This is a genomic window from Streptomyces sp. NPDC111507, assembly GCF_055638955.1.
This window is the reverse complement of record NZ_JBVKBU010000003.1, coordinates 1,030,764-1,055,604: the sequence shown is the minus strand read 5'-3', so window position 1 is coordinate 1,055,604 and position 24,841 is coordinate 1,030,764. Positions and strand designations below refer to the sequence as shown.

14 protein-coding genes are annotated in these 24,841 nt (G+C 72.5%); 9 read left to right on the top strand and 5 right to left on the bottom strand.

Annotated elements, in window-relative coordinates; genetic code table 11:
• Positions 1-31: 31 nt before the first annotated feature.
• The 5 genes from ACZ7M2_RS17290 to ACZ7M2_RS17270 all read left to right on the top strand — a co-directional run bounded on the left by ACZ7M2_RS17290 (position 32) and on the right by ACZ7M2_RS17270 (position 12,898).
• Complete coding sequence (locus ACZ7M2_RS17290; RefSeq protein ID WP_471595935.1) at positions 32-2,305, top strand: VWA domain-containing protein; 2,274 nt, start codon at positions 32-34, stop codon at positions 2,303-2,305.
• Between the two features lie 136 nt (positions 2,306-2,441).
• Positions 2,442-5,963 carry a tubulin-like doman-containing protein gene (locus ACZ7M2_RS17285; protein WP_471595934.1) on the top strand — a complete coding sequence of 1,174 codons (3,522 nt, stop codon included), beginning with the start codon at positions 2,442-2,444 and terminating at the stop codon, positions 5,961-5,963.
• Positions 5,960-8,572, top strand: a complete 2,613-nt coding sequence (locus ACZ7M2_RS17280) for a hypothetical protein (RefSeq protein WP_471595933.1) — start codon at positions 5,960-5,962, stop codon at positions 8,570-8,572. Before ACZ7M2_RS17285 ends, ACZ7M2_RS17280 begins: the two co-directional genes overlap by 4 nt.
• Before the next feature lie 58 nt (positions 8,573-8,630).
• On the top strand, positions 8,631-10,766 hold the full coding sequence (locus ACZ7M2_RS17275) for a hypothetical protein (RefSeq protein ID WP_471595932.1): 2,136 nt from the start codon (positions 8,631-8,633) through the stop codon (positions 10,764-10,766).
• Positions 10,763-12,898, top strand: coding sequence for a hypothetical protein (locus ACZ7M2_RS17270; RefSeq protein WP_471595931.1), 2,136 nt, complete (start codon positions 10,763-10,765; stop codon positions 12,896-12,898). Before ACZ7M2_RS17275 ends, ACZ7M2_RS17270 begins: the two co-directional genes overlap by 4 nt.
• A 47-nt stretch (positions 12,899-12,945) precedes the next feature.
• Here the strand turns inward: ACZ7M2_RS17270 and ACZ7M2_RS17265 are convergent, their stop codons facing one another.
• Positions 12,946-13,452, bottom strand: a complete 507-nt coding sequence (locus ACZ7M2_RS17265; protein WP_471595930.1) for a hypothetical protein — start codon at positions 13,450-13,452, stop codon at positions 12,946-12,948.
• A gap of 158 nt (positions 13,453-13,610) precedes the next feature.
• Here ACZ7M2_RS17265 and ACZ7M2_RS17260 point away from each other — a divergent pair, with 158 nt between their 5' ends.
• From ACZ7M2_RS17260 to ACZ7M2_RS17250, 3 genes are all read left to right on the top strand, one after another.
• Positions 13,611-16,328, top strand: a complete 2,718-nt coding sequence (locus ACZ7M2_RS17260; protein ID WP_471595929.1) for a SpoIIE family protein phosphatase — start codon at positions 13,611-13,613, stop codon at positions 16,326-16,328.
• Positions 16,329-16,564: 236 nt separating this feature from the next.
• On the top strand, positions 16,565-17,674 hold the full coding sequence (gene rsgA, locus ACZ7M2_RS17255; RefSeq protein WP_470056505.1) for a ribosome small subunit-dependent GTPase A: 1,110 nt from the start codon (positions 16,565-16,567) through the stop codon (positions 17,672-17,674).
• A gap of 232 nt (positions 17,675-17,906) precedes the next feature.
• Positions 17,907-19,274, top strand: a complete 1,368-nt coding sequence (locus ACZ7M2_RS17250; protein WP_471596041.1) for a bifunctional transcriptional activator/DNA repair enzyme AdaA — start codon at positions 17,907-17,909, stop codon at positions 19,272-19,274.
• A 27-nt stretch (positions 19,275-19,301) separates the two neighbouring features.
• On the opposite strand, the gene ACZ7M2_RS17245 is transcribed toward ACZ7M2_RS17250, so the two are convergent.
• Both ACZ7M2_RS17245 and ACZ7M2_RS17240 read right to left on the bottom strand, forming a co-directional pair.
• Positions 19,302-20,042 carry a Type 1 glutamine amidotransferase-like domain-containing protein gene (locus ACZ7M2_RS17245; RefSeq protein ID WP_471595928.1) on the bottom strand — a complete coding sequence of 247 codons (741 nt, stop codon included), beginning with the start codon at positions 20,040-20,042 and terminating at the stop codon, positions 19,302-19,304.
• A 36-nt stretch (positions 20,043-20,078) separates the two neighbouring features.
• A complete protein-coding gene (locus ACZ7M2_RS17240; RefSeq protein ID WP_075031088.1) occupies positions 20,079-20,447 on the bottom strand; it encodes a PPOX class F420-dependent oxidoreductase in 369 nt (122 codons plus the stop codon).
• Positions 20,448-20,642: 195 nt separating this feature from the next.
• Between ACZ7M2_RS17240 and ACZ7M2_RS17235 the strand changes: the two genes are divergently transcribed.
• Entirely contained in the window at positions 20,643-21,890 is a 1,248-nt protein-coding gene (locus ACZ7M2_RS17235; protein ID WP_471595927.1) for an SGNH/GDSL hydrolase family protein, read from the top strand.
• Here ACZ7M2_RS17235 and ACZ7M2_RS17230 read toward each other — a convergent pair.
• Positions 21,887-24,199, bottom strand: a complete 2,313-nt coding sequence (locus ACZ7M2_RS17230; RefSeq protein WP_471595926.1) for a glycosyl hydrolase family 95 catalytic domain-containing protein — start codon at positions 24,197-24,199, stop codon at positions 21,887-21,889. The two genes, ACZ7M2_RS17235 and ACZ7M2_RS17230, sit on opposite strands and share 4 nt — an antisense overlap.
• Positions 24,200-24,355: 156 nt before the next feature.
• Entirely contained in the window at positions 24,356-24,838 is a 483-nt protein-coding gene (locus ACZ7M2_RS17225; protein WP_471595925.1) for a DUF456 domain-containing protein, read from the bottom strand.
• Between the last annotated feature and the right edge of the window lie 3 nt (positions 24,839-24,841).

The window sequence follows — 24,841 nt, the reverse complement described above, 5'->3', positions numbered from 1 at the left end:
CACGGGAAGACGGCAGACAGGAAGGGGCCGGGTGCGCCGCCGCGCGGTCGGCGCGCTCGGCGGATTGGCGGTGCTCGTGTCCCTGCTGGCACCCGCCGGTCATGATCCGGTGGCGGCGGCGGATTCCGAACCCGCCTTCCCGGCGGTCAACTACTCCATCGCCGTGGACGAGTCCGCCAGCCTCGCGCCCGAGGACATGAAGGCCGAGAAGGCCGCCGCCGCACGCATCGCGCTCGGCGACGTCTCCTCTTCCTCCCACGCCACCGTCTTCGGTTTCGCCGCCGCCGAGTCCGACGTCCAGCGCGCGGTGGACCCGGTCTGCCCGCGTACCACGCTGGACGCGGCGGGCCGCGAGACGATCGGCACCTGCGTCGGCAAGCTGCGCGGCCGCACGAAGAACGAGGGCACCGGCACCGACTTCCCGAGCGCGATACGCCAGGGAGTCCACGACCTCATCACCGGCACCGACCCCTCCCAGCCCCGCGTGCTGTTCCTGCTCACCGACGGAAAGCTGGACGTCCAGGACAGCCCCAAGTACGGCGACCCCGCGCACCGCAAGGACGAGGGCGAACAGCAGCTGACGCAGGAGCTGAAGAACGCCGCCGCACAGCACGTACAGATCTGGCCGCTCGGCTTCGGATCCGACCCGGACAAGGCGCAGCTCGACCGGATCGCCGCCGGCGGATACCAGAAGGGCTGCGTCGAACTGCCCTCCGCCCGCCCGAGCGCGGGCAAGGTCTCCGGGGCCAAGGACGTCGGCCCCATGCTGGAGAAGATCTTCGCCGCTGCCCACTGCCTGCGCCACGAACAGGGCCCCAGCAAGCGGCCCCCCGCCACCCTGGAGATCGGCATCTCACCGCTGGCGACCGTGGGCAGCATCGTCGTCGACAAGGGCGACCCCCAGGTGAAGATCACCTACTTCGACCCCAACGGCCACCAGGTCCCCACCACGGGGACGTACCGCAAGTCGGGCTTCGAGCTGGCCGGCGGCAGCGGCACCGTGGAGGCGCTGAAGATCGTCGATCCGGTGCCCGGCACCTGGCGCGTGAAGGCCGAGGCGCCGGAGGGCCACCGCTCCCTGCCCGTCGCGGTCAGCGTGCTGTGGCAGGGCGAGTTGCGCGGCGCCATCACCATGGACCCGCCGTCCCCGCAGGCCGGCGACAAGGTCACGGTGACCATGCGCCTGCAGACCCGCGAGGGCTACGAGATCAAGGACGCACGCGACTACGAGGGGCTGCGCGTCCGCAGTGAACTGACCGGCTCCGGCTTCGACCCGCTGGCGCTGCGCCTCACCGACGACGGCCAGGGGCCCGACTCCAAGGCGAGCGACGGCTCCTTCACCGGTTCCGTGAAGATCCCCAAGAGCGCCGACGGGGCACTGAAGGTGAGCGGGACGCTGACGGCCTCGGGGCTGAGCGCCGACACCCGCAGCGAGGGCGGCGAGATCGCCCCCGGCGCACTGCCCGTCACCACCGCGCTCGAACTGCCCACCGCGCACACCCACCCCGGCTCCACGGTCACCGGCACGCTGGCCGTCCACAACACCAGCGACACCGCGCACACCCTGCGGCTGTCCGTCGCCGACCTCAAGTCCGGACTGCTCACCGTCACCCCGGCCGAGATCCAGGTGAAGCCCGGCGAGTCCGGCACCCGGAAGGTCACGGTCGAGGTCGCCCCCCGCGACGTCTTCGGCGACCGCCTCGGCGACAGCGGACTGCAACTCGGCGGCACGGTCACCGTCGTGGACACCACCGACCACGACCGGACACTGGTGCGCACCCCGCTCTCGGTGCGGGTGACACCCGAGCCGGGCATCTGGGCGAAGTACTGGTGGGCGTTCATGTCCGCCGCCGCGCTGATCGCGCTGGCCACCGTGGCGGTCCTCGCCTGGCTGCGCCAACGCCGCACCCGCAGGGACCCGTTCGGCCTGGTGCTGCGGCTGGTCTCCGCGGAGGGCGACGTGCTCGGCGAGCACCTCGCAGGACATGGACACAAGCAGTGGTACGAGTTCGCCGTCGTCGAACCCCACCGCAGCCCCCGCATCGAACGGCGCGCCCACGGCCCGTACGCCGTCCAGCGCAGCCCCGAGGGCGGAGCGGTGCTGCGCAAGCGCGGCGGCGGCCGGACCCCGCTGCCCGCCCGCGGCCAGGTCCAGCTGACCGACACGCTGAGCCTGGCCCTCGGCGAGGACACCCGCGCCTCGAAGGTCCGCCGGCCGCGGCCCTCCGCGCGGACGACCGCGGGCTCCACCACCTCCGCGACCGGTACCGGCGAGAGCGGGAGCTCGTACGGGTCGTACCTGTGACGCCACGGGCGGCCCGACGCGTCACCGGGCCGCCCCCGCGCACCGCACCGCGGCCCGGCCGCCGTGCCGCGCGCACTCCACGGACGTACCGAGCACGAACCGGCCGCCAGGGCGGCCGCAAGCGGGGAGGAAACCCATGAAGATCTTCCAGCCGATGCTCTTCGTCGGCCTGGGCGGCACCGGTGGCCTGGTCGGCGCCGAACTTGAACGCAAACTGCGCGCCGAGCTGTGCGGACCGGACGGCGTCGCGCTCAGCCACCTCAGCGGACACGCCCCCTACCAGCTGCCCGACTGCCTCCAGTTCGTCTACGCCGACTACAGCGAGTCCGACCTCCAGCGGCTGCCCCAGTTCAACGTGGACCCCTCGCTGCGGGCCGCGTACTCCCGTACCTCCCGGGCCACCCACAACCTGCTGCCGAACTTCGACGCGTCACCCGAACTGACCAAGATGCTCAGGGCGAGCCTGCGCGACGAGGTCGCCGACTGGCTGCCGCCGCGCACCGACGAACCGAAGGTCACCCCGCTGCACAACGGCGCGGGCCAACTGCCCACCGTCGGACGGGCCGCCCTGTTCGCCACGCTCCGGCACAGCCTCGCCCCGGTCCTCGAACCGCTGCTCCAGGCGATCGACGCCATCGCCAAGTCCGCCGGTGAACTGGCCGAGCTCGGCGGCGGCAAGGTCAACGGCTGCGACGTGTTCGTCGCGTTCTCGGTGGCCGGAGGCACCGGCGCCGGGATCTTCCTGGACTATCTGCACCTGATCAACCACGCCTTCCAGCTGCGCCGCTTCGACGGGGTGAAGATCTACCCGCTGGTCGTGATGCCGTCCTCGTTCTCCTCGGCGGGCGGCGGCGGACGGGAGGCGGAGCTCAACGCGGCCCGCGCGCTGGTCGACCTGTTCCGGCTGGTCGACGCGCAGAACGCGCCGAGCGAGGGAACGGAGATCGGCGACCTGGACCTCGACCTCGACTCCGGGCTCGGCATCCGCTACCCGGGCACGACACCGATCCGGCTGCGCACCGGCATCCTGCCCACGGCCTTCCTGTTCAGCCCGACCGCCGGCATCCGCCAGGACGACCTGCGCCGCTCCATCGTCTCCCTGGTGATGTCGCTGATCGGCACCGAACTGGGCGACAGCCGCCCCCGGGGCCGGGCGACGGCGACCGACGACGACTTCCAGACCTTCGCCGCGAGCTTCATCAACCGGGGCGTGCACCGCAGCGCCGTGTCCCCCACCGGCATCGGCCGGCAGGGCGTCTCCACCAGCCTGGTGGCCTCCATGACCGCCCCCATGGACCAACTGGCCGACCTGGTGGCGGGCCGCCTGCTGCGGGAGGCGGTCACCGATCTCGTGGAGCGGCCCCGTACCGCGCTGCGCGACAACGCGGTGCCGCTGATCCGGCAGCTGTTCGCCGACTCCCACCTCGAAGAGCTGTGGGAACGCGCCCAGTTGGCCGTCCCGGAACCCGATCCGCTGCCGCGCGGCGGCAAGGCCATCGAGCAGGCGCTCGGCGAACGGCTCACGGACATGCAGCGGCTGCTGTCCGACCTCCAGTCCATCGCCGACCGCCAGGCCGCCTCGATGGCCGACCGTTTCGCCCCGCGCCCCGCCATCGACAAACTCCTCCAGACCGTGGACCCCTTCCTCGCCGAACGCATCGTCAGAGGCGTCCCGGACAGCGACGAACCGATCGCCCGGCTCGGCTTCCTCGGCATGCTCGACAGCCGCTCCCGCGCCCCCCAGCGCCCGCCGGGCGTGACCGACCAGCCGCCCAAGACCCCCAGGATCAAGGGCAGGCTGGCCGGTATGTCACCGGCCCGCTGGGGCGACGACGACGTGCAGGCAGCCCTCCAGGAGCAGGACCTCTGGTACCAGTGGCGCAGCCGGACCGTGTGGCACGAGGCCTGGCGGGAACAGCAGCAGCAGTGGCAGCCGCCCGCCAACACGGCCGGGGCCGACCTCGGACGCCTGGTCAACGCCTTCCGCAAACACTCCGACCAGGAACGCAAGATCTCCGCGCAGAAGGGCCTCGAACTGTACGAGGACCGCACCGGGATCTCGTATCTGCTGCCGCCGCAGCGCACCCTCAACCACTTCTACGAGGACGTCGTCACCCGGCTGATCCGCAGGGAGGGAATGCGCGAGAACGACGACGAGGCCGCGCTCCTGCTCAGGATGATCGACGGGGACACCTGGCGTGAGGTCCACACCCTCAGCCGCCGCAATCCGGACAACGCGGTCGCGGTCGTCAAGGCACAGCTGGAGGGCCGTATCACCCGGCTGTTCGCGGAGAGCGGCGAACACCTGGAGGAACGCCCGCTGCTGCCGGCCATGGGCACCCTGCTGGCCGCCGCGGCGGGCGACGCGGACGCCGCCGACCAGGTCAGCAAGGAGGCGCTCGACCTGTTCGGCCGCAAGCTGACCGGGCTGCTGCCGGTGGGCTTCACCCCGGAGGGCACCGGACCGCTGCGGGTCCTGGTCACCCACCCGCGGGTGCAGGCCGTGGAGGAGGTGCAGGAGTACCTCGGCAAGGCGCTGCGGCTGCCGTCCGACGCCAAGAACTCCGTGGAGTACCGCGGAGTGGAGAGCGACTCCGTCACCGTGGTCCTCTTCCGCAGCGAGATGAGCCTCACCCAGGTCCCCGAGGCCCGCAAGGTGCTGCGCCAGTGGGCCAGGGCGAAGGACTCCGAACAGGCCCAGGACGTACTGCGCTGGCGGCAGCGGCTCGGCTACCGGGACAGCTGGATGGTGAGCAGCGAGGAGGACCGCCGCGTCATCCTGCACCGGCTGCTGTGCTGCATGTGGAACGGCCAGGTCGACGTGGTGGACGGCGACCCGGCGTCGCCGGAACGGCTGAGGCTGCGGCTGTTCCCCGAGAAGGGCCCCCATGTGCCCGGCGTCCGGCTGCGGCTGGGGGACTTCCCCGGCGGCGTGTCGAGCTGGGCGGAGCTGCTGCGGTCGTACGAACGCTGGACCGTCCTCGACGACGAACGGACCGTGGAGGACTACTGCAGCAAACTGATGGGGGCCCAGCCGCTCGGTCTCGCCAGGAGCGTGAGCGAACCCCATCCCCTCTTCGTCGAACTCGTCGAGAAGACCGCCCCGCGCCAGCTGGAACTGCTGGCCGAGCGCCGGGAGCGCGGCGGCGAGCGGGTCGAGGGCTGGGTGCGCCCGCTGTGGGAGTTCTGGGCGAAGACACTGCCGGCCGCGCTGGACACCGAATTCGGGGACCAGCGTGCCGTCCAGCCGACGCTGCGCACGCTGCTGGAGCACGTACGCGGCGGAACTCCCGCGCCGCGCGTGCGCAAGGAGTTCCCCGAACCCCGGCGTGCCGTGCCCGATGACGACGACTGGGGCACCGCACCGCGCGCCTCCTTCGACAAGCACCCGAGCGGCACGGAGGAACGTCCGCGCCGCGCGTCCGTGGACGACTACGACGCCGGGTACGACGACAGGTACGACGCCGAGCGCGGTGATCGGGCCGGTCGCGATGAGCGGGGCGATCGCGGTGATCGGAGCGACCGCGTCAACGGGCGTTCCGGCGGCGCCGACCGGCCCTCGGTGCCCTGGGACGAGCCCGATGACCCCGGCCCGTACGGCGACGACGGCGAGCGCGAACGCCCCCGCCGCAACCCCTGGGACGGTGACCCGGAGTGAAGACGTCCGAAGATCTCGGCACCGTCATCCAGCTGGACCTGCGCAGCGGCGCGGCGGAACTCGACACCGCCAAGGCCCTGCGGGCCAGTGTCGCCCGGCAGTTGGGCCGGGCCGGGCTGCCCGAACCCGACGACCCGCTGTTCCTGGTGGTCGACACCCCCGCCGGGCTGACCGACCACCAGCGGCAGTACGAACTGCTCACCGCCTACCGGGCCGTGGGCGAGGTCAGGATCCTGGTCCTGCTGGTGGGCAGCGCACCCGGTTCGTACGCGGGCGAGGACGAGGCCTTCCAGCCCGACCGGCGCCTGGTACGGCCCGCGGTGCTGCGGGCCTCGGGCACCGCCCTGCTGTGGGCGGGCGATCTGCGCTCCGCGCGCACGGCGCTGGAACAGCCCGAGCCCGACGCCCCGGAGGCGCTCGCCGTCCTGGTGGACGTGCTGTCGGTCCCGGACGTCTACCTGAGGGTCCTCGACGGCCTCGGGACGCTGCCCGACGCCGTCGCCGCGCCCGGCGTGCGGCTGCTGGAGCAGGACCTGCCCCTCGAGGTGCGCGACCGGGCCTGGCGCGACGCGCTCCTCAGGTTCGCGGGGGAGGACACGGAACTCGCCCCCGACCTGCTGGTGACCGCCTCCTCCGGCGCCGATCTGCCGGAGCCGCTTCGGAGTCTGGTGGCGGGCCGGGGCGGCCGCGACCAACGGCACCGGGAGCCGGGCGGCGTGGCGGACAGCACATACGCCGCCTGCGTACAGGCACTCGACTACGCCGAGGACGCGCTGGCCGGACTGCGGTCCCTGCCCGGGCTGTTGTGGGCCTCCCGCAGGCAGGCGTTCGAGGCGGACCTCGACCAGGCGCACCAGGCGCTCGGCGAGTACCGGGACCTCGTCGGCACGGCCCTGCGCGGCGGCGGCTCAGGTACGGCGTCGTCCGCCGCAGAGACGGCGGCCCGGCTCGGGGCCCTCGGTCTGCGGGTGCCCTCGGCCGAGGGCATGGGGGAGCGGATCGGGGAGGGACTGCGGGAGTTCGCCGGAAAGCTGCTGGGACAGGGGCTCGCCCTGCGGTCCGTGGCCCAGCGCTTCACCGGCCTCGCCGGGCGGGTGGAGCCCGTACCGGGTTCGGCACTGGTGCGCAAACTCGCCGACCACGCCACCGAAGCGGTGTCCCGGCGGCCCGTCGTGGGGAACGGCATCGTGGCCACGGGGCGCGGCGCGCTGCCCGCGGCGGCCGTGGCGGGGCTGCTCGGCGGCCTGTGGCGGGGGCCGCTGGCGGCGCTGGCGATCGCCGTCCCGCTGGTCTTCCTCGCGGTGGCGCTGCTCGGCGCGGCCAGGCTGCGGGGCGCGGGACGCCCGGGCCGCTGGGGCTGGGGTCCCCGGGCCGCGGCACTCGGTGGCGCCGCGGCCGGTGTGGCGGTGGCGTACGCGGTCGAGCCCCCGCTCTGGCTGAGCGCCGTCGGTCTCCTGGTGGGCCTCGGTGTCGCGGTGGAGACGGCACGCCGGCTGTGGCGCGCCGCGATCGACTCCTGGGCGGCCTTCCACGCCACCGCCGCGTTGCGGGGGGCCCTGGACGGCCTCGACACCCTGTTGGCCGAGGCGGTCCGTGAACACTGGGCCGTCGAGGAGCGCCTGCACTGCGCCGACGCCGCCCGGTCCGTCGCCGGCATGCTGCGGGCGACGGCCGCCGCCGCGGCGGCCGAGGCGGTGCCCGAGCCCGAGCGGCCCACGGTCACCGGCGCGTCCGGCCCCGAGCCGCTCGACGCGGACGACTGGCTGGCCAGTGCCTCGGTCCTGGAGACGGACGCGTTCGCGGTGCCCGACGACGGGGACAGCGACTGGGCGAGCGCGTACGCCTGGCAGGACGGGGCTTCCTGGAGCGAGCCCGGCGAGCCCGGCGCGCGGGGTGAGTTCGCGGAGTCCGCGGGGCCCGCCGACCCGTGGGCGGAGCGCACCGCGGGGGTTCCGCGCTGGCTGGACCGCGAGAACGGTGAGGGCGGACCGGAACTCGTCGCCGCCCTGGCCGGTGATCTGACGGACGCCGCGATGGTGGCGATGGAGCCGTACTGGGGTGCCGTCGAGCGCGGGCAGGCGGGCGCCCTCGCCGTCCGGCGCACCGAGGAACGGGTCCGCGACCTGCTCTCGACGGCCCGCCGCCACCTCCAGCACAACGGCGTACTGGCCCCGCCCCCGTTCGCCGCCGACCACCGCACCCGGGCCGGATCGGCGAATCTGCTGGGCACCGACCCGCGCCGGGTGGCCGACCTGGTCGGCACGGAGGCGGACCGGCAGGCCGTGGTCCAGCTCTCCTCACCCGAGCAGGGAACGCTGCTCAGCCGGGACCCGGCGGCCGCGGTGTGGATCAGGTTCGCTCCTCAGGCCGTGCGCGACGAGGTCGAGAAGACCTGGCGGACCACCGGCTGCGTACCACCGGAGCAGACGCTGTGGACCTCCTCGGGACGCTACGCCGGCCTGGTCCGGCTCACCCCGCTGCGGATGGGCGTGGTGGACACCGTTCGCTCCCGCCAGAACTCCCCGGCCGACGGGCTCGACCCGTACGACGGCGCGGACGCGTACGACCGTGAGAACACGTACGACCGTGAGGACGGCGACAGCTGGTGACCCGCACCCCGCATACCGGCCCGGCGCACCCGTACGACCGAGAGGACGGCAACCGCTGGTGACCAGCACCTCGCAACCCCGCCTGACGGAGCCGGACGGTCCTCGCTGGAAGACGCTCGCGTTCACCGTCCCCTCGGGCCGCCGCCGGGTCGCCCCCGTCCGCTTCGGCCCCGAGTCCCGCCGCGATCCGCTGCTGCCCCAGCTGATCCGCAACGGACTGCTCGACGACGAGGGGCAGCAGTGCGTCCAGGTCCGCCTGAACGCCGCCGACGCGGCCAACCCGGCCGCGCGCGCCCTGCTCGACGCGGAGGCGGGCACCGCCCTGCACCTGCACCGGGCCCTCGACGACACGGAGTACACGGCGCTCTTCCCGAGGATCGTCGGCTACGAGCTGGACGCGGCCGAGCCGTTCCTGCTGTACGCCGCGCCGCGCGGCGCCGCCCTCGCGCGTACCCATGTGATGTCCGCGACCGACCAACGGGTCCTCACCCGCGACCTGATGCTCGCCCTGTGCCTGCTGGACAGCCAGGAGTTGGTGCTGCGGGGCATCTCGCCCGCGACCGTGCTCTGGGACGGCGCCTCGGTCCAGCTCTGGGGACTGGAGGGGGCGGCCCGTACCGGACGGCCGAGGACCCGGTGGGGCCGGGCGCCCTTCTGCTCGCCCGAGCAGCGCAGGGGCGAGGGGCTCGTCGACCCCCGGGACGCGGTGTGGAGCGCCGCCCAGGTGCTCTACCAGCTGGTGACCGGCCGGCCAGGCCCCGGTGACCGGGCACCCACCGACCTCGGCGAACACCGGGTGCTCGCCGAGACGTTGCGGGGCGCCTTCGCCCCGCTGGCGGCCGACCGGCCGACCCCCGCGCACCTGCTCGACCTGCTGGCGCCGGGGGCCGCCCGGCGCGTCACGCTCACCGTGCCCGCCGACGAGACCCGCGCGCACCGGGAGGCGTTCGAGCAGGCGCTGCACCTCAAGCGGCAGGCGCCCGTCACCCACCAGGGGCCCGGTGCACCGGCCGGGCGCAGCAGCGACGGCCAGGTGCTGTGCCCGTACTGCCTGGAGCACATCCAGCTCGACCTCGCCTCGCTCTTCGTCACCGACAGCAGGATGCAGTACAAGCCGCTGGACGTCTCGACGATCGGCAACGCCCTGCGCCGCCAGGACGTCATGCGCGGTGCCGTCCAGAAGTGCACCGCGGACCGGGACTTCCCCGAGCACTTCATCCCCGTGCCCTACCTCACCTACGGCCGCCCGCTGACCGTCGCGATGGTCGGCCAGTCGTCCACCGGCAAGAGCCATCTGCTGACCCAGATGATCGCGGAGATCACCGACGGCGGCCTGGAGCCGTTCGGCCTGAAGTGGCAGTCCGTCAACCCGGAGCAGCACGCGAGATTCGTACGCGAACGGGTGCAGCCGCTGCGCAACGGCAAGGTCCTCGACCACACCGGCGCCCTCGGCCTGGACGGCTTCGCGCGTTTCGTGGAGTCCCTCCTCATCACCGACGCCCACGGGCAGGTACGCCCGGTCGCCTTCTTCGACCTCGGCGGCGAGGACCTCGTACGGACCGACGCCGCGCTGCGCTTCCTGCTCGGGATCGACGCCCTGATCTTCGTCGTCGACCCGGCGCTGGCCCTTCCGCTGCCGCATCTGGACCACGCCAGGGAACGCTGGGGTGTCGAGGTGAACCGGGACGGCGACCTCGCCTTCGGCACCGTCCTCGACCGGCTGCCGAAGAACGGACCGTATCTGGACGTGGCCGCCGCGATGGTGCTCGGCAAGGCGGACCTCCTGCGGTTCCAGCCGCCCGTCGACCGGTGGCTGGGCCGGGCACCGGCCACCTCACTCGACCCCGAACGGACGCGTGAGGAGAGCCGGGACGTGTACGGGCTGCTGCGGCAGCACGCCGGCCCGGCCTGGCTGCGCCCCTTCGACGCGATCCGCCGGTGCACCCTGCATGTCGCGTCGGCCACCGGCGGCCAGGAGGACCAGGGCCGCTATCCGGCGGGGGCGGGGCCCCGGCGGGTGCTGGAGCCGCTGCTGGCGCTGCTGGCGCTGCATGGGATGGTCGAAGTGCCGGGCGGCGCCGAGGCGTTCGCCGTGGGAGAGGCGCCCGCGTTCGAGGCGGTGCCGTCGGCGAGGGCCGGACGAACCGGGGGAGCGGCGGGAGCCGCGGGATCCGCGCGAGGTGAGGCGAAGTGAGCGACTTCCAAGATCGAGCGAGCGACTTCCAAGATCGAGCGAGCGACTTCCAGGATCGAGTGAGCGACTTCCGGGAGCGGAGGGGTCCGGCCGCCCACGGGGAGCAGGCCGGCGCGCACGGGCCGGGCGGTGGCGGCGCCGGGGGCTCGGTGCACCAGGTCGTCTTCCGGTGGGACGGCAACCAGGGCCGTCAGGGCACCGGCATGAAGGCCGTCGCCCACTCGTGCCCGGCCGAACGCGCCGAGGAACTGGGCCGGGAGCTGGGCCCGCTGCTGTGGGTGTCCGGTACGGCCGCCGCACGGCAGAGCGTCGTACGCACCCTGTCCCACGACGGCGACGTCATGCTCGTCCAGCGCTGGCCCACCACCGACCGCGGTGGCCGGCCCAGCACGATCAGCCACGTTCTGATCGGTGACCCCGGGACCCTGAAGACCCGCCAGTGCCTCGGCCTCTCCTACGGCGGCTGGGGCAACCGGGAGTCCGCCGAGAAGGCCTCCGGAGGCCTGCGCGTGATCGAGTGCGCCAAGCTCGACGCGGTGGCGCGCAAGCGGCTCCCGGCCATGCTGGAGCTGCTGCCGGCGGTCAAGCACGCGCTGATCCTGGTCGCCGCGGAGTGGCTGCGCGATCCGGCGCAGCGGGTGTCGTTGCTCGCGGAGGAGAAGGGGCAGCCCGGCTGGCCGGACCAGGACACCGTGCCGGTGGTGTATCTGGGGCTGTTCCTGCTCTTCGGGCGCTGGCTGGGGCAGGAGTGGACGTTCGCCACCCACGACACGGTGGACACCCATCAGCTGCGTCTCACGTGTGTCCCGCACTGGGAGCCGGACGCGGGCGGGGCCGGTCCGCTGGCCCGGGTCACGGGCCGTCGGGTCACCCCCCACTTCGAGCACCAGGCGGCCGCCCGACTGGTGGACCACCTCCTGGATCACCTCCTCGCGCATCCCGACGCCGCCGCCGGGGTGCCCCAGCTGGTCGATGAGCTCGCCGGCGGAGCGGGGCTGGAGTGGGCGCGGCGGCGCGTCCTGCTGCGCGAGATCCTCAGCACCGACCGCCGGACCGGCACGCGCACCGACACGCCGGCACCCGCGCCCCGCTCCGCGGAACCAGGTCCGGTCGGGGAGGGGGACGAGGGGGACGTGTGGGACGAGGGCCGGGAACGGGCCGAGACCCCGCCCCCGCCGCTGCTCCCGAAGCCGTACGCGTACCTCGACGCGCACCTCGACCCACACCCGGACGTGTACTCGGACCCGCATCCGGACTCGTACGCCGACCCGTATCCGGACACCTACGCGGCCCCGGCACCCGAGGATCCTCTCCCCATGGCCCCTCCGCGCCCGCTGCGGACGCCGGTCCAGGCGCCGGTCCGGACTCCCGCCCAGGAGGCGTACGGGCTCCACGAGGACCTCCGTGACCATCGGCGCCAGAACCACATGCAACGTAGCCTCCTGGCGGCGCGTCTGCGCACCCTGCCCGACGAGTTGCTCCTGGGCGAGCTGCGCTCCGCCGATCTGCCACCGGAGTCCGTGGAACTCCTGCTCGACGAGCTGGGCAACGAGCACCGGCTCCAGGAGCGCCGACCGGAGATGCGGCACGACCTGTGTGCGGAGGTGCTCCACAACGGCCTGTACTTCACGCCGTACGGACAGGGCCCGGAACCCGTTTCCAGGACGGCCATGGTCACCCGGGCTGCCGACCTCTTCACCTGGGCCGTCGCCCCGCTGGCCCGGGAAGAGCGCTATCTGCGCGATCTGCGTGAGCTGCTCCACCGCATGACCCGCGACAGCCACCCCACCGGGGGCAACTGGCTCCGCCAGAGCATCATCGCCCCGGCGAACGGCCAGGTCCCCGACCTGCCGCCGGTCCTGTGGCAGCAGATCCTGCGCGACGTGCTCAGCCGGGGCGAGCGAGCCCCCTCCACCCCGCAGACGCTCTCCGCTCCGCAGCCGCTGTCCGCCTCCCAGCCGCCCTACACCGTCCCGGCCCCCGCGACGGCCCCGGAGCCCTCCTCCACCCCGCCGAGACCCCCCACCCTCCTGTCCCGGCTCTCCGACCTGACGAACAACCCGGGCTGCGTGATGGGAGTCGGCTTCGCCGTGATCGCCGTGCTCATCACCATCGTCCTGATCGTCCTGTAAACCCATGTATGTTCGAGTGTGTCCAGGTGTGTCCATGCGTGTCCAGGCTAGGGAAACGCCACATCGTGCTCGCGTTCACACCCGTCGTGCTGGAGGTGCAGTCGACGGAGGTCCTGCAGGGCGGCGACGGGGAACGGGTGCTGAAGCCACTTCGTCAGATAGCCGTCCTCACCGTGGAGCCGAAGCACCGACTGAGCGGCCTCCATGACGACGTGCCCGAGGAGGCCGCGGGTCTGCGTGGAGGTCCAGGAGGGTGTGCCTTCTCGGTCGGGCACGTCCAAGCTCGTGGACATGTCGGGAAACCGATAGATCGCGATATCGACGTCCGAGCCCCTGCTTCTCAGGACCCACCTGACTTCGGCCGGTTCGAGGTCGAAGGAGAAGCGCTGGACGGCGAAGGTGCCGTAGAGGCCCGCGACACCATGGAGCAGGTCGGCCAGGGCATCGGTGCAGTAGCTGACGAGGCTCTGCCACTCCGAAGAGCTGTCCGCGATGCGGCAAGTCGCCCAGCCGGTGCCGCTCAGTTCCCAACCGAACCGGAGATCATTCGTCATCCCGCCCCTCCCGGTGATCGTCTCCGGAGACGGTACAGCGGAGAGATGCCACCGCTCGCGCTCGTGCCGCCGCCCTCGGCGGGTGGGCGCGTCCCCGGGCGATCATGGGTCACGGGTGGGCCATGGCCGCTCGGGATCACCAGTGCTAGAAAGGTCACATGGCGAATCGTTTCGCCGGTTTTCGACGCTTCTCACTCAGGCCACTGGTCAGCAGAAGCCCGCGAAGCGTAGCCGGGCAGGTGTTCGTTCTTCAGGTGGCCCTGGTCGTGCTGCTCGTGGCCTGCGGTGTGTTCGCCCTTGCCCTCCAGTCGGAGCGGGACACCACCGCCGAGGCCAAGCGCCGCTCCATAGCCACGGCGGAGACCTTCGCGCACGCTCCCGGGATCGTGGCGGCACTGAAGAGCCCCGACCCGAGCAAGATCCTCCAGCCACTCACCGAGGCGGCCCGCAGGGCCGCCGGGGTCGACTTCATCGTGGTCATGAACACCAAGGGCATCCGCTACACCCACCCCATACCGGGCCTGATCGGCAAGCGGTTCGTGGGCACCATCGGGCCGTCGCTGGCGGGGCAGGTCTACACGGAGAGCGTGCACGGGCCGCTCGGCCAGGAGGTGCAGGCCACCGTCCCCGTCAAGGACACCGGGGACAAGGTGGTGGGCCTGGTGTCGGCCGGTCTGAAGGTCAAGAACGTGACCAACCAGGTGGACCGTCAACTACCGATCATCCTGGGCGCCGGGGCCGGGGCACTCGTGGTGTCCACCGGGGTGACGGCACTGGTGGGCAGGCGGCTGCGCCGACAGACCCACAGCCTGGCCCCGGAAGAGATGACCCGCATGTACGACCATCACGACACGGTGCTGCACTCCGTACGCGAAGGAGTGCTCATCGTCGCCGGCGACGGGCGGCTGCTGCTGGCGAACGACGAGGCCAGACGGCTGCTGGAGCTGCCCCCCGACGCCGAGGGACGACTCGTGTCGGAGCTGTCGAACCTCGACCCCGGGACGGTGGAGCTGCTCGTCTCCGGGCGCGAGGCCACCGACGAGGTGCACTTCGCAGGGGAGCGGCTGCTGGCGGTCAACCAGCGGCCCACGGGGCGCGACGGAGGCATCGAGGGAACGGTCGTGACGCTGCGCGACTCGACCGAGCTCCAGGCGGTCACCGGCAGGGCGGAGGTCGCACGGGAACGGCTCAAGCTGCTGTACGACGCCGGACTCGGCGTCGGCACCACCCTGGACGTACGGCGCACCGCCGACGAGCTGGCGCGGGTCGCCGTTCCCCGCTTCGCCGACTTCGTCACCGTCGACCTGGCCGACGCCGTGCTGCACGGCGAGGAGCCGGCCCCCACGGCGACGGACCTGCGACGCATCGCCGTGTGCGGCCTGCGGAACGACCATCCGCTCTACGAAAGGGGCCGGCTGATCGACTTCGTGCCCTCCACGCCCCAGGCGCGCGGCTACGGCAGCGGCCGCTCCGAACTGGTGACCGACCTGTCGACCGCCGTGGGCTGGCACGCGCAGGACCCGGAGCGCACCAAGGAGATCGTCGACTACGGCATCCACTCCCTCATCGCCGCCCCGATCCAGGCCGGCGGTGTCGTGCTGGGCGTGGCCAACTTCTGGCGCGCCAAGCAGCACGAGCCCTTCGACGAGGAGGAACTGTCGCTGGCGGAGGAACTGGTGGCCCGCGCCGCTGTCAGCATCGACAACGCCCGCCGCTACACCCGCGAGCACGCGGTGGCGGTCACCCTCCAGCGCAGCCTGCTGCCGCGGGCCCTGCCCGAGCAGAGCGCCCTCGACGTCGGCTACCGCTACCTGCCCGCCCAGTCGGGCGTGAGCGGGGACTGGTTCGACGTGATTCCCCTGCCGGGGAGCCGGGTGGCGCTGGCCGTCGGCGACGTGGTCGGCCACGGTCTGCACGCGGCCGCCACGATGGGGCGGCTGCGGACCGCGGTGCACAACTTCTCCACCCTCGATCTGCCCCCCGACGAGCTGCTGAGCCATCTCGACGACCTGGTCGGCCGCATCGACCAGGACGAGCAGGGCACGGACAGTGCCGCGGGCGTCGTGGGCGCCACCTGCCTGTACGCGATCTACGACCCCGTGACGCGTCGCTGCGTCATGGCACGGGCGGGCCACCTGGAGCCCGCGCTCGTCCACCCCGACGGAACCGTCAGCTTCGTGGACGTACCGACCGGACCTCCGCTCGGCCTGGGCGGCCTGCCGTTCCAGACCGCCGAACTGGACATCGAGGAGGGCGCCCAGCTCGTCCTGTACACGGACGGCCTCATCGAGGACCGCAGACGCGACCTGGACGTGGGCATGGAACTGCTGCGCGACGCGCTGGCGGGGCACCCCGACCGGTCGCCCGAGGAGAGCTGCCAGGCCGTGCTGGACGAACTGCTGCCCGGGCGCCCCAAGGACGACGTCGCCCTGCTCATCGCCCGCACCCGGGGGCTGCCGTCCGACCGGATCGCCGACTGGGACGTGCCGCTCGACCCGGCGGCCGTCGCCGGGATGCGCGAGACCGTGTCCCAGAAGCTCGACGAGTGGGGCCTGTCCGAGCTCGGCTTCAGCATGGAACTCATCCTGAGCGAGCTCATCACCAACGCCATCCGCTACGGCTCCGAGCCGATCCACGTACGGCTGATCCACGACCGTACGCTCATCTGCGAGGTGGCCGACAGCAGCAGCACCTCGCCGCATCTGCGGTACGCGGCGACCATGGACGAGGGAGGCCGGGGCCTGTTCCTGGTGTCGCAGATGGCCGAGCGCTGGGGTACCCGGTACACCCCTCAGGGCAAGGTGATCTGGGCCGAACAGGCACTTCCACGGACCACCGGGCAGCCCGGCCCGGGATCGCCGTCGGGTGCGCGGTAATTCGATGGCGCCGCGGTCCGTGTATCTCTACAGTCGGTACTGTTCGAGCGGCGACCTGGGGTTGCCGCTGGTGGCTTGGTTTCTGGCTTGGGAGGTGTGACCGATGGCTGTCTTCGAGATGGGCGCTGCCCGCATCCAGAAGTTCATCAAGTCCACCTCCGTGGCCACCGGCTGACCTTCCTCTTCTCTCCGCGCCGGAGCGCGCGTGCCGGGGCCGCCCTTGTGAAGGGTCTCCCTTGACTTCCGCTTTTCTCGCTTTCCCCTCTTCACCGTTCGCCGCGCTCGTTCCCTACGGCTGGGACGACGTCTGGGCGGACGAGTTCGCCCCGTACGCCACCGAAGGGCTGCTGGCCGGGCGGGTGATCCGGGTCGACCGCGGTCAGTGCGACGTGGTCACCACCGACGGGGTGCTGCGCGCGGACACCGCGTTCGTGACGCCGAACGATCCGATGCGGGTCGTGTGCACCGGGGACTGGGTCGCCGTCGAACCCGCGGGCAACCCGCGCTACGTGCGCACGTATCTGCCGCGCCGTACCGCCTTCGTACGCTCCACCTCCTCCAAGCGCTCCGAGGGGCAGATCCTCGCGGCCAACGTCGACTACGCCGTCGTCGCGGTGTCCCTCGCCCTGGAACTCGACCTCGGCCGCGTCGAACGATTCCTCGCGCTGGCCTGGGAGTCCGGTGCGCAACCCCTGGTCGTCCTCACCAAGGCCGACCTCGTGCCCGACGCGGCGACGCTCGGACACCTTGTCCAGGACGTCGAGAAGACGGCGCCCGGGGTCCCGGTGCTGCCGGTCAGCTCCAGCGCCGGGGAGGGCCTGGACGTACTCGCGGCGGTGCTGTCGGGCGGCACGTCCGTCCTCCTCGGACAGTCCGGCGCGGGCAAGTCGACCCTCGCCAACGCACTGATCGGCGAGGACGTGATGGACGTACGGGCCGCGCGTGACGTGGACGGCAAGGGCCGCCACACCACGACGACCCGCAACCTTCTCGCCCTCCCCGGCGGGGGTGTCCTCATCGACACGCCCGGACTGCGCGGGGTCGGCCTCTGGGACGCCGAGACCGGCGTCGGGCAGGTCTTCTCCGAGATCGAGGAGCTGGCCGCCGACTGTCGCTTCCACGACTGCGCGCACGAAGCGGAGCCCGGCTGCGCGGTGCTCGCCGCCGTCGACTCCGGTGTCCTTCCCGAACGCCGCCTCGCCAGCTATCGCAAGCTGCTGCGGGAGAACCAGCGGATCGTCGCGAAGACGGATGCGCGGGTGCGGGCGGAGATTCGACGGGACTGGAAGCGGAAGGGGGCGGAGGGGAGGGCGGCGATGGACGCCAAACGGGGTCGTTGGCACTGAGCCTGCGCGGAACGGGGGCCCGGGGCTGCGCCCCAGGCCCCCCTGGGTGGGGTCTTCGGCCGCCGGCCGGTGGGGGCTGGGCGCGCAGTTTCCCGCGCCGCTGAGGCGGGGGCTTCGCCCCGCATTCCCCGGCCGGCCGGGTCGCTTGGTCGCGGGATCAGGTTCTGGGTTGAGCGCTGTGTCTGAAAGCCGCCAGTCGATGGAGTGGGGGCGGCGCAGACTGGTAGGTGTGATGGACGCGGAGACCAGGTACGAGGCGGTGCGGAGCAGGGACGCCCGGTTTGACGGGGAGTTCTTCTTCGCGGTGGAGACGACCGGGATCTACTGCCGGCCCAGCTGCCCGGCGGTGACGCCGAAGCGGCAGAACGTGCGGTACTACATGACGGCCGCCGCGGCGCAGAGCTCGGGCTTCCGGGCCTGCCGCAGATGCCGCCCGGACGCCGTACCCGGCTCCGTGGAGTGGAACGTGCGGGCCGACGTCGTAGGGCGCGCCATGCGGCTCATCGGGGATGGCGTGGTCGACCGGGAGGGGGTCGGAGGGCTCGCCGTCCGGCTCGGATACAGCGCCCGCCAGGTGCAGCGGCAGCTCACCGCGGAGGTCGGCGCGGGCCCCGTCGCCCTCGCCCGCGCCCAGCGCGCCCACACCGCCCGCGTCCTGCTCCAGACCACCGGCCTGCCGATCACGGAGATCGCGTTCGCGGCCGGGTTCGCCAGCGTCCGGCAGTTCAACGACACGATCCGCGCGGTGTACGCCTCGACGCCGAGCGATCTGCGCGCGGCCGCCACGCCGAGGGGCGGGACCGGAGCCCGGCGCCCCGTCACCCCCACCGGCGGGATCCCGCTGCGCCTCGCCCACCGGGGCCCGTACCAGTCCGCCGCCGTCTTCGACCTGCTCGCCCACGAGGCGGTCCCGGGGGTCGAGGACATCGACGGCACCCCCGGCCGTCGTACGTACCGCCGCACCCTGCGCCTCCCGTACGGCACCGGAATCGTCGCGGTGGACGAGCGCTCGCGCGGCTGGCTCGACGCCCGGCTCCACCTCACCGACCTGCGCGACCTCACCACCGCCGTCCAGCGCCTGCGCCGGCTGTTCGACCTCGACGCCGATCCGTACGCCGTCGACGAGCGGCTGGGCGCCGATCCCCGGCTGGCCCCGCTGGTCGCCGCGCGCCCCGGCCTGCGCTCGCCGGGCGCCGCCGATCCGGACGAGCTGGCCGTGCGCGCACTGGTGGGGCGGGCGGAGGCCGAGCGGCTGGTGCGGCGGTACGGGAAGGCGCTGGACGCCCCGAGCGGCACGCTCACCCATGTGTTCCCGGAGCCGGCCGTCCTCGCGGAGGCCGAGCCGGACGGCCCACTCGGCGCGCTCACCGCCGCCCTCGCCGATGGCACCCTGCGGCTGGACGCGGGCGCGGAGCGCGACGAGGCGCAGGAGGCGCTGCTGGCGTTGCCGGGGCTGGACGGCCCTACCGCCGCCGAGATCCGTACGCGCGCGCTCGGCGACCCCGACGTGGTGCCGCCGGGGGTGGATGTGCCGGACGCGTGGCGCCCGTGGCGCTCGTACGCCGTTCAACACCTCAGGGCGGCCGGGGAGTTGGAGTGAAGCCCCCCCCGGTGGCCGTCGGGAGCGTCAGTGTCGCGGTGCCGGGAGCAGGCGCGGTTCCATGCGCTCCTCGACCGCCCGGTCCCCCTCCCGCCGGACGACGTACGCCCCCTTGCCCGGTGTCTCGCTGACGGTCTCGACGAGTTCGGTGCCGCGGTAGACGAGGCCCACGCCGTCGTCGGTGCAGTGGCTGAGCGGCAGCGTGCCCTCGGCGACGAGCCGGTGGATCAGGGGGCGGCGGCCGGGGTCGGTGTCGTAGTGGACGCCGTTGCCGTACGGCAGGAAGCCGAGACCGTTGGTGAGCGGGCGCAGTTCGGGGCCGAAGGAGTCGGTGGTGCCGCCCTGGAACCAGCAGATCGAACCGGCGCTCACCCCGCTCAGGACGACTCCGGCCTGCCACGCGCGACGGAGGATCGCGTCCAGTCCGTGCACGCGCCATACGGCGAGCAGGTTCGCCACCGAACCGCCCATCACCCACACCACGTCCTGCTCCAGCACCGCCGCCTCGATGTCATCGAAGTTGGGCATGGGGAAGAGGCGCAGCGGCGTCAGGTCGAAGCCCGCCACGCGAGCCGCCTCGCTCATCCGGGCGGCGAAGTGCTCGGCGTCGCCGATCGCGGTACCGACGTACATGACCCGGGGCCGGCGCCCGTGCACGCCCGACAGTTCGACGGCGTGGTGGACGAGCGCGTCGAAGGTCAGCCAGGTGCGGCTGCCGACGCGGTGACCACCCGACGTGGCCAGGACGGTGGGTTCCGTGGCGGTCATGGTCGGTGACCCTACCAAGCGCCGTCGGGGCTCCGGTCAGTCCTCCAGGCCCCAGCTGTGGATGCGCCGGGGATGGATACGGATCAGCTCCTCGCTGAAGTGCGGTCCCAAGTCGTGGGGGCCGGTGAGGAGTTCGGCCTCTCCCCGGATGTCGATGCCGCGCACCTTCCACGGCTGGTGGCTGACGATGTCGTCGACGACGAGCGCCACCTTCGGGTTCTTGCGCAGGTTGCGCCACTTCTTCGTGGTGCCCATCGCGTAACCGCCGATCAGGATCGTCCCGTCGTCCTGCGGGAAGAAGCCGACGGGGTTCGCCTGCGGCTGCCCGTGGGCGTCGACGGTGGCCAGCCGACCCAGCCGCTGCGTGGTGAGGTAGGCGCGTTCCGCCTCGCTGAATTCGGTCATGGAAGCAGCCAAACACGCCCGTCCGCGGACCGCATCGGGTCCTGGTCCTAGGTCTCCCGCCCCAAAGCGGTTCGGACGTCGCTCTGTTCGGGACGATCGAACGATAGGTCCTACGAATCAGTGGTGCGGGTGAGTGGGCACGGCCAACGGTGTGACCTTTCGTTGACCGGCCCGGGGGGAGGGAAGCGATACCGCATGACCCGCGTGATCAAGGCTCGCCATCTCTTCACCGCCCTGGTGACCGTTCTGGCGCTCGTCCCGCCGGCCGCGAGCGCCGATGCGGGGTCCACCCAGCTCACCGGCCGCGGCCACGACGACGACCACGCCCGCTGGACGGGCACCTGGGAGACCGCCCCCTCCGGAACCGCCCCCGCCCTGCCCGGCGCCTCGATCCGCAACGTCGTGCACACCAGCGTCGGCGGCAGCGCCGCCCGCGTCCGCGTCTCCAACCGGCTCGGCGCCGCGCCGCTCCAACTCGACGCCGTCACCGTCGCGTTGCAGGAGTGGGGCAGGCCCATGAGCCCGAACGCCGCCCCGGGGTCGCTGCGCGTCGCCACGTTCGCCGGCCGCCGGTCCGTGACGGTTCCCGTGGGGCAGGACATGGTCAGCGACCCGGTCGACCTGCCGATCCCGGCCGACGCCAACCTCCTGATCTCGGTCCACACCCCCGCCGACTCCGGCCCGGCGACCTACCACCGCTCCGCATTCCAGGCCAACTTCCTGGCCCGCGAAGGGGACCGGACCGCCGACGAGCCCGGCACCGCGTACACCGTCACCCTCGACAACTGGTACTACGTGACCGGGGTCGACGTACTCGGCGCTCCCGCCGCGGGCAGCGTGGTCGCGCTCGGGGACTCCCTCACCGACGGCACCGGCTCGACGTCCAGCGCCAACCACCGCTGGCCCGACCTGCTCGCCGCCCGTCTGCGCATGCTCCCCGAGCACCGCCGCCTCGGTGTCCTCAACGCGGGGATCTCCGGAAACCGCCTCCTGCTGGAGAACGGCGGCCCGAGCGCCCTGACCCGCCTCGACGCCGACGCGCTCTCCCGCGCCGGGGTGCGCGCGGTGATCGTGCTGGAGGGCATCAACGACATCAAGGGCACGCCCGAGCAGACGGATCCCCTCGCCATCGAGGACGCGTACCGCCGGATCGTGGAGCGCGCCCACGCCCGCGGGATCCGGGTCGTCGGTGCCACGATCACCCCGTACGGCGGATACAGCGCCTACACGGAGTCCCGTGAGGCGGTCCGGCTGACGGTCAACGCCTTCATCCGCAACGCCGAACTCTTCGACGCGGTCGCGGACTTCGACGCCGTCGTCCGTGACCCGGCCGACCCGCACCGCATCCTGCCCGCCTACGACCCCGGCGACCACCTCCACTTCAACGACACGGGGATGCAGGCGCTGGCCGACGACATCGACCTTGACACGCTCTTTCTCTAAGCGGGCAGCCCCCACCGGGGAGCGTCCGCGTTCGGCCGTACCGGCGTGACGGTCAGGTCCGGGTGGTCGCCCTTCGCGGTGATCAGCACCGACTCGCCGCGGCGCAGGGCGACGTGGATCGTCCCGTCACCCACCGTCTCGTACCGCAGCGGCCGTCCCCGCCCGTCCCGCACGTCGATCGCGCCCGCGACGCCGTGCCGTACGACGCAGGGCGCGCCCGCCTCGCTGACCAGCCGGACCCAGCGGGTCGCGCCGCCCTTGCGTACCGCGCTGAGCAGAAACGCGCCCTGGGTGCGGAAGTCGTGGACCGTCAGGTCCGCCCACTCGGCGGGCAGGGCGGGGAAGACCCGGACGACGCCGCCCCAGGACTGGCAGACCATGTCGTGCAGGGACTGGGCGGCCGACAGCGGGGTCTCGATGACCGGGCCCGACTCCTTGTACATGGTGTTGGGCTGGATGAAGCGGGTCATGAGCTGGCCGAGGTACTTGAGAGCGTCCTCGCCCTTGCCGAGCAGCGCGGACATCGAGGCGGCGCCCGTGAAGGTGTAGCCCTGGAGAGCGCCCTCGAAACCCACCCAGTGCGCCAACGACTTCTCGATCAGGGCCAGTTCGTCGGGGGTGCGGCCGGTCAGCTCGTACAGCGGGTACACCGCGAGCAGATGCGAGTAGTGCCGGTGGGACTTCGCGAAGGGGATGTCAGCGCCGATCATGAAGCCGTTGGCGTCGGTCGGGTACGGCACCCGCTTGGCCAGCACCTCGCGCCAGCGCGGCGCCAACGCGTCGTCGACGCCGAGGAGTTCGGCCGACTCCAGCAGGGTTCGGCAGCCCCAGGTCAGCAGCATCAGGTCGTAGTTGCAGTCGCGCGAGTTGCCGCCGTACTCGGGGGAGAAGGTGGCGGGCAGGTGTAACTTCCCGTCCGCGCCCGGCTCCAGGAAGTGCAGGTAGTAGTTGACCGCCTTGCGCAGCAGGGGGAAGAGGACGTCCCGCAGGATCGACTCGTCCATGGTGTGGCGGTAGCTGAGCCAGACGTTGTGCAGGGCCCAGGTGAGGTTGCCGACCTCGGGAGTGGGCGGGTCCTGGCCGGGGATGCCGACGCCGTAGCCGGTGAGGGTGCCCGCAGCGCCGTTGACGAGCTGCGGGTCGGTGGTGCGCGGGATGCCGAGGGAGTCGGCGCGGTACCGGTCCGACACCTCCTTCGACAGATTGCCCCGGAACTCGCTCAACGCCCTGGTCACGGCGTCGAGTTCGAGATGGTTCGAGCCGTGGATCAGCCAGTACTCCAGTTGGACGTTGAGGTTCCACCAGGTGTTGGGCCAGGGCGTGGACTCCAGCCAGGGGCCGCTGGTCGCCATCACGGGCGCGTCCCGCCGGGCCGCCGACGCCGCCTTGTAGAGCTGGATCCAGTAGAAGCGCTGGATGCGCGCGTCGGGGAGGGAGAGGAAGCTCTTGCGGTAGTAGGCGTGCCACCAGGCACGATGGGTTCCGGCCAGCAGGTCGTACGGCAGCGCCGACGCCCCGCGCACGGTGGCGAGCGCCCGGCCCAGCGCCGTGGACCGGGGATACGAGTGCGCGACATGCACGTACAGGCATCGTGTTCTGCCCCGCGTCCGCTCCCGCCACGCCGTCACATGCTGTCCACCCGACAGCAGGGGCTGTACGGCGGTGGAGACGCCGTCGTGCGTGGCGACCTCGGCGGGCGGGTTGCCCTGGTAGCCGTCCGGGAGGGGCTTGAAGTCGGCGCGCGGGCTGATCGCGTCCGCCGGGTGGAAGACCCAGCGGAAGTCGCGCTCGCCCTCGCTGGGGGTCACCTCGACGGCGAGGACCGAGCGGGAGCTGTGCACCAGGGCGCGGAGCGTGAGCGTGCCCTTGTCCGTGGTGAGCGTGCCGGTCAGCTCGGCGTCGCGCAGGCCGAGCCGCCAGTCCAGACCCCTGATCGCGCCGACCGGCTCCAGCGTGAACCAGCCGATGGGCAGACGGGCGAGGCCGAAGAGGGAGCCGAACTCGGGGCGGTGGTCCTGCACCTGCGAGTGCTGGACGTTGAAGCGCACGGCTGAGAAGGAACCGGTCTCCGCGCCCGGTTCGGCGTAGATCCCGGAGCCGAGGAAGCCGTTGCCGAGGTACGGGCCCTCGTACCAGGTCTTCGGCATCCGCTGCCAGACCAGATCGGCGTCGTCGAGGACGGTGCGCCAGGGGTCGGAGGTGTCCGCGTGATCGGCCGCCCGGGCCGGGGCGGGCAGGCCTCCGGCGAGCAGGGTGCCGCCGAGGGCGGATCCGGTGGCGAGAACGGTACGTCTGGACGGGCTGGGCATGCGGGTGCCTCCAGGCGGCTCTAGCGACTGCACTTCGGGCGATTCATCGATTCATCGGAGCTATCCCGCGATGCAACGTAGAGAAGTGACTGCAGCCCGTCAATATGAAGGGAGAGATCCGATGTGTTGGCTCGGTTGGCGCAGTTGGCAGCGCTGTCAGCCCCAGATCACCGTGGCCAGCCATGCGGCCGTGACCAGCAGGCAGGCGAACAGCTCCGTCAGGACGTTCCAGCCGCCCGACCGCATGACCGTCCCCACCGCCGCCTTCGCCGGGCCGTGGCCGCCCAGCCGCGGCCGTTCGTAGAGATAGATCCCGCCGAGGAAGCCCGGGACCGCGCCGACCACCGGCAGCAGAAGGAAACCCAGCAGTGCCCCGACCCCGGCGTACACGGCCATCCGGGGAGTGGCGCCGGCCTCCCGGAGCCGTCGGGGTGGCAGCCCCCAGCGGATCGCCTGGGCCAGCACCAGGACCACGGTCGCGCCCACCAGTACGCCCCAGGTGAGGGCCCGGGGGTCGGTCAGGGCCCACCACAGGACCGCGGCCCAGACCAGCCACGACCCCGGCACACCGGGCACCAGCACTCCGCACAGGCCGAGCACGATCACCACGCCGACCAGCAGGAGTTCCCACACTCCCATCTG

What these genes read in the sequence shown, in the direction of transcription:
- ACZ7M2_RS17285 (WP_471595934.1), top strand. Translation starts at nt 2,442, where the DNA reads ATGAAGATCTTCCAGCCGATGCTCTTCGTCGGCCTGGGCGGCACCGGT.
- ACZ7M2_RS17245 (WP_471595928.1), bottom strand. Translation starts at nt 20,042, where the DNA reads ATGACCGCCACGGAACCCACCGTCCTGGCCACGTCGGGTGGTCACCGC.
- ACZ7M2_RS17265 (WP_471595930.1), bottom strand. Translation starts at nt 13,452, where the DNA reads ATGACGAATGATCTCCGGTTCGGTTGGGAACTGAGCGGCACCGGCTGG.
- ACZ7M2_RS17230 (WP_471595926.1), bottom strand. Translation starts at nt 24,199, where the DNA reads ATGCCCAGCCCGTCCAGACGTACCGTTCTCGCCACCGGATCCGCCCTC.
- ACZ7M2_RS17260 (WP_471595929.1), top strand. Translation starts at nt 13,611, where the DNA reads ATGGCGAATCGTTTCGCCGGTTTTCGACGCTTCTCACTCAGGCCACTG.
- ACZ7M2_RS17240 (WP_075031088.1), bottom strand. Translation starts at nt 20,447, where the DNA reads ATGACCGAATTCAGCGAGGCGGAACGCGCCTACCTCACCACGCAGCGG.
- ACZ7M2_RS17250 (WP_471596041.1), top strand. Translation starts at nt 17,907, where the DNA reads ATGGACGCGGAGACCAGGTACGAGGCGGTGCGGAGCAGGGACGCCCGG.
- ACZ7M2_RS17225 (WP_471595925.1), bottom strand. Translation starts at nt 24,838, where the DNA reads ATGGGAGTGTGGGAACTCCTGCTGGTCGGCGTGGTGATCGTGCTCGGC.
- ACZ7M2_RS17235 (WP_471595927.1), top strand. Translation starts at nt 20,643, where the DNA reads ATGACCCGCGTGATCAAGGCTCGCCATCTCTTCACCGCCCTGGTGACC.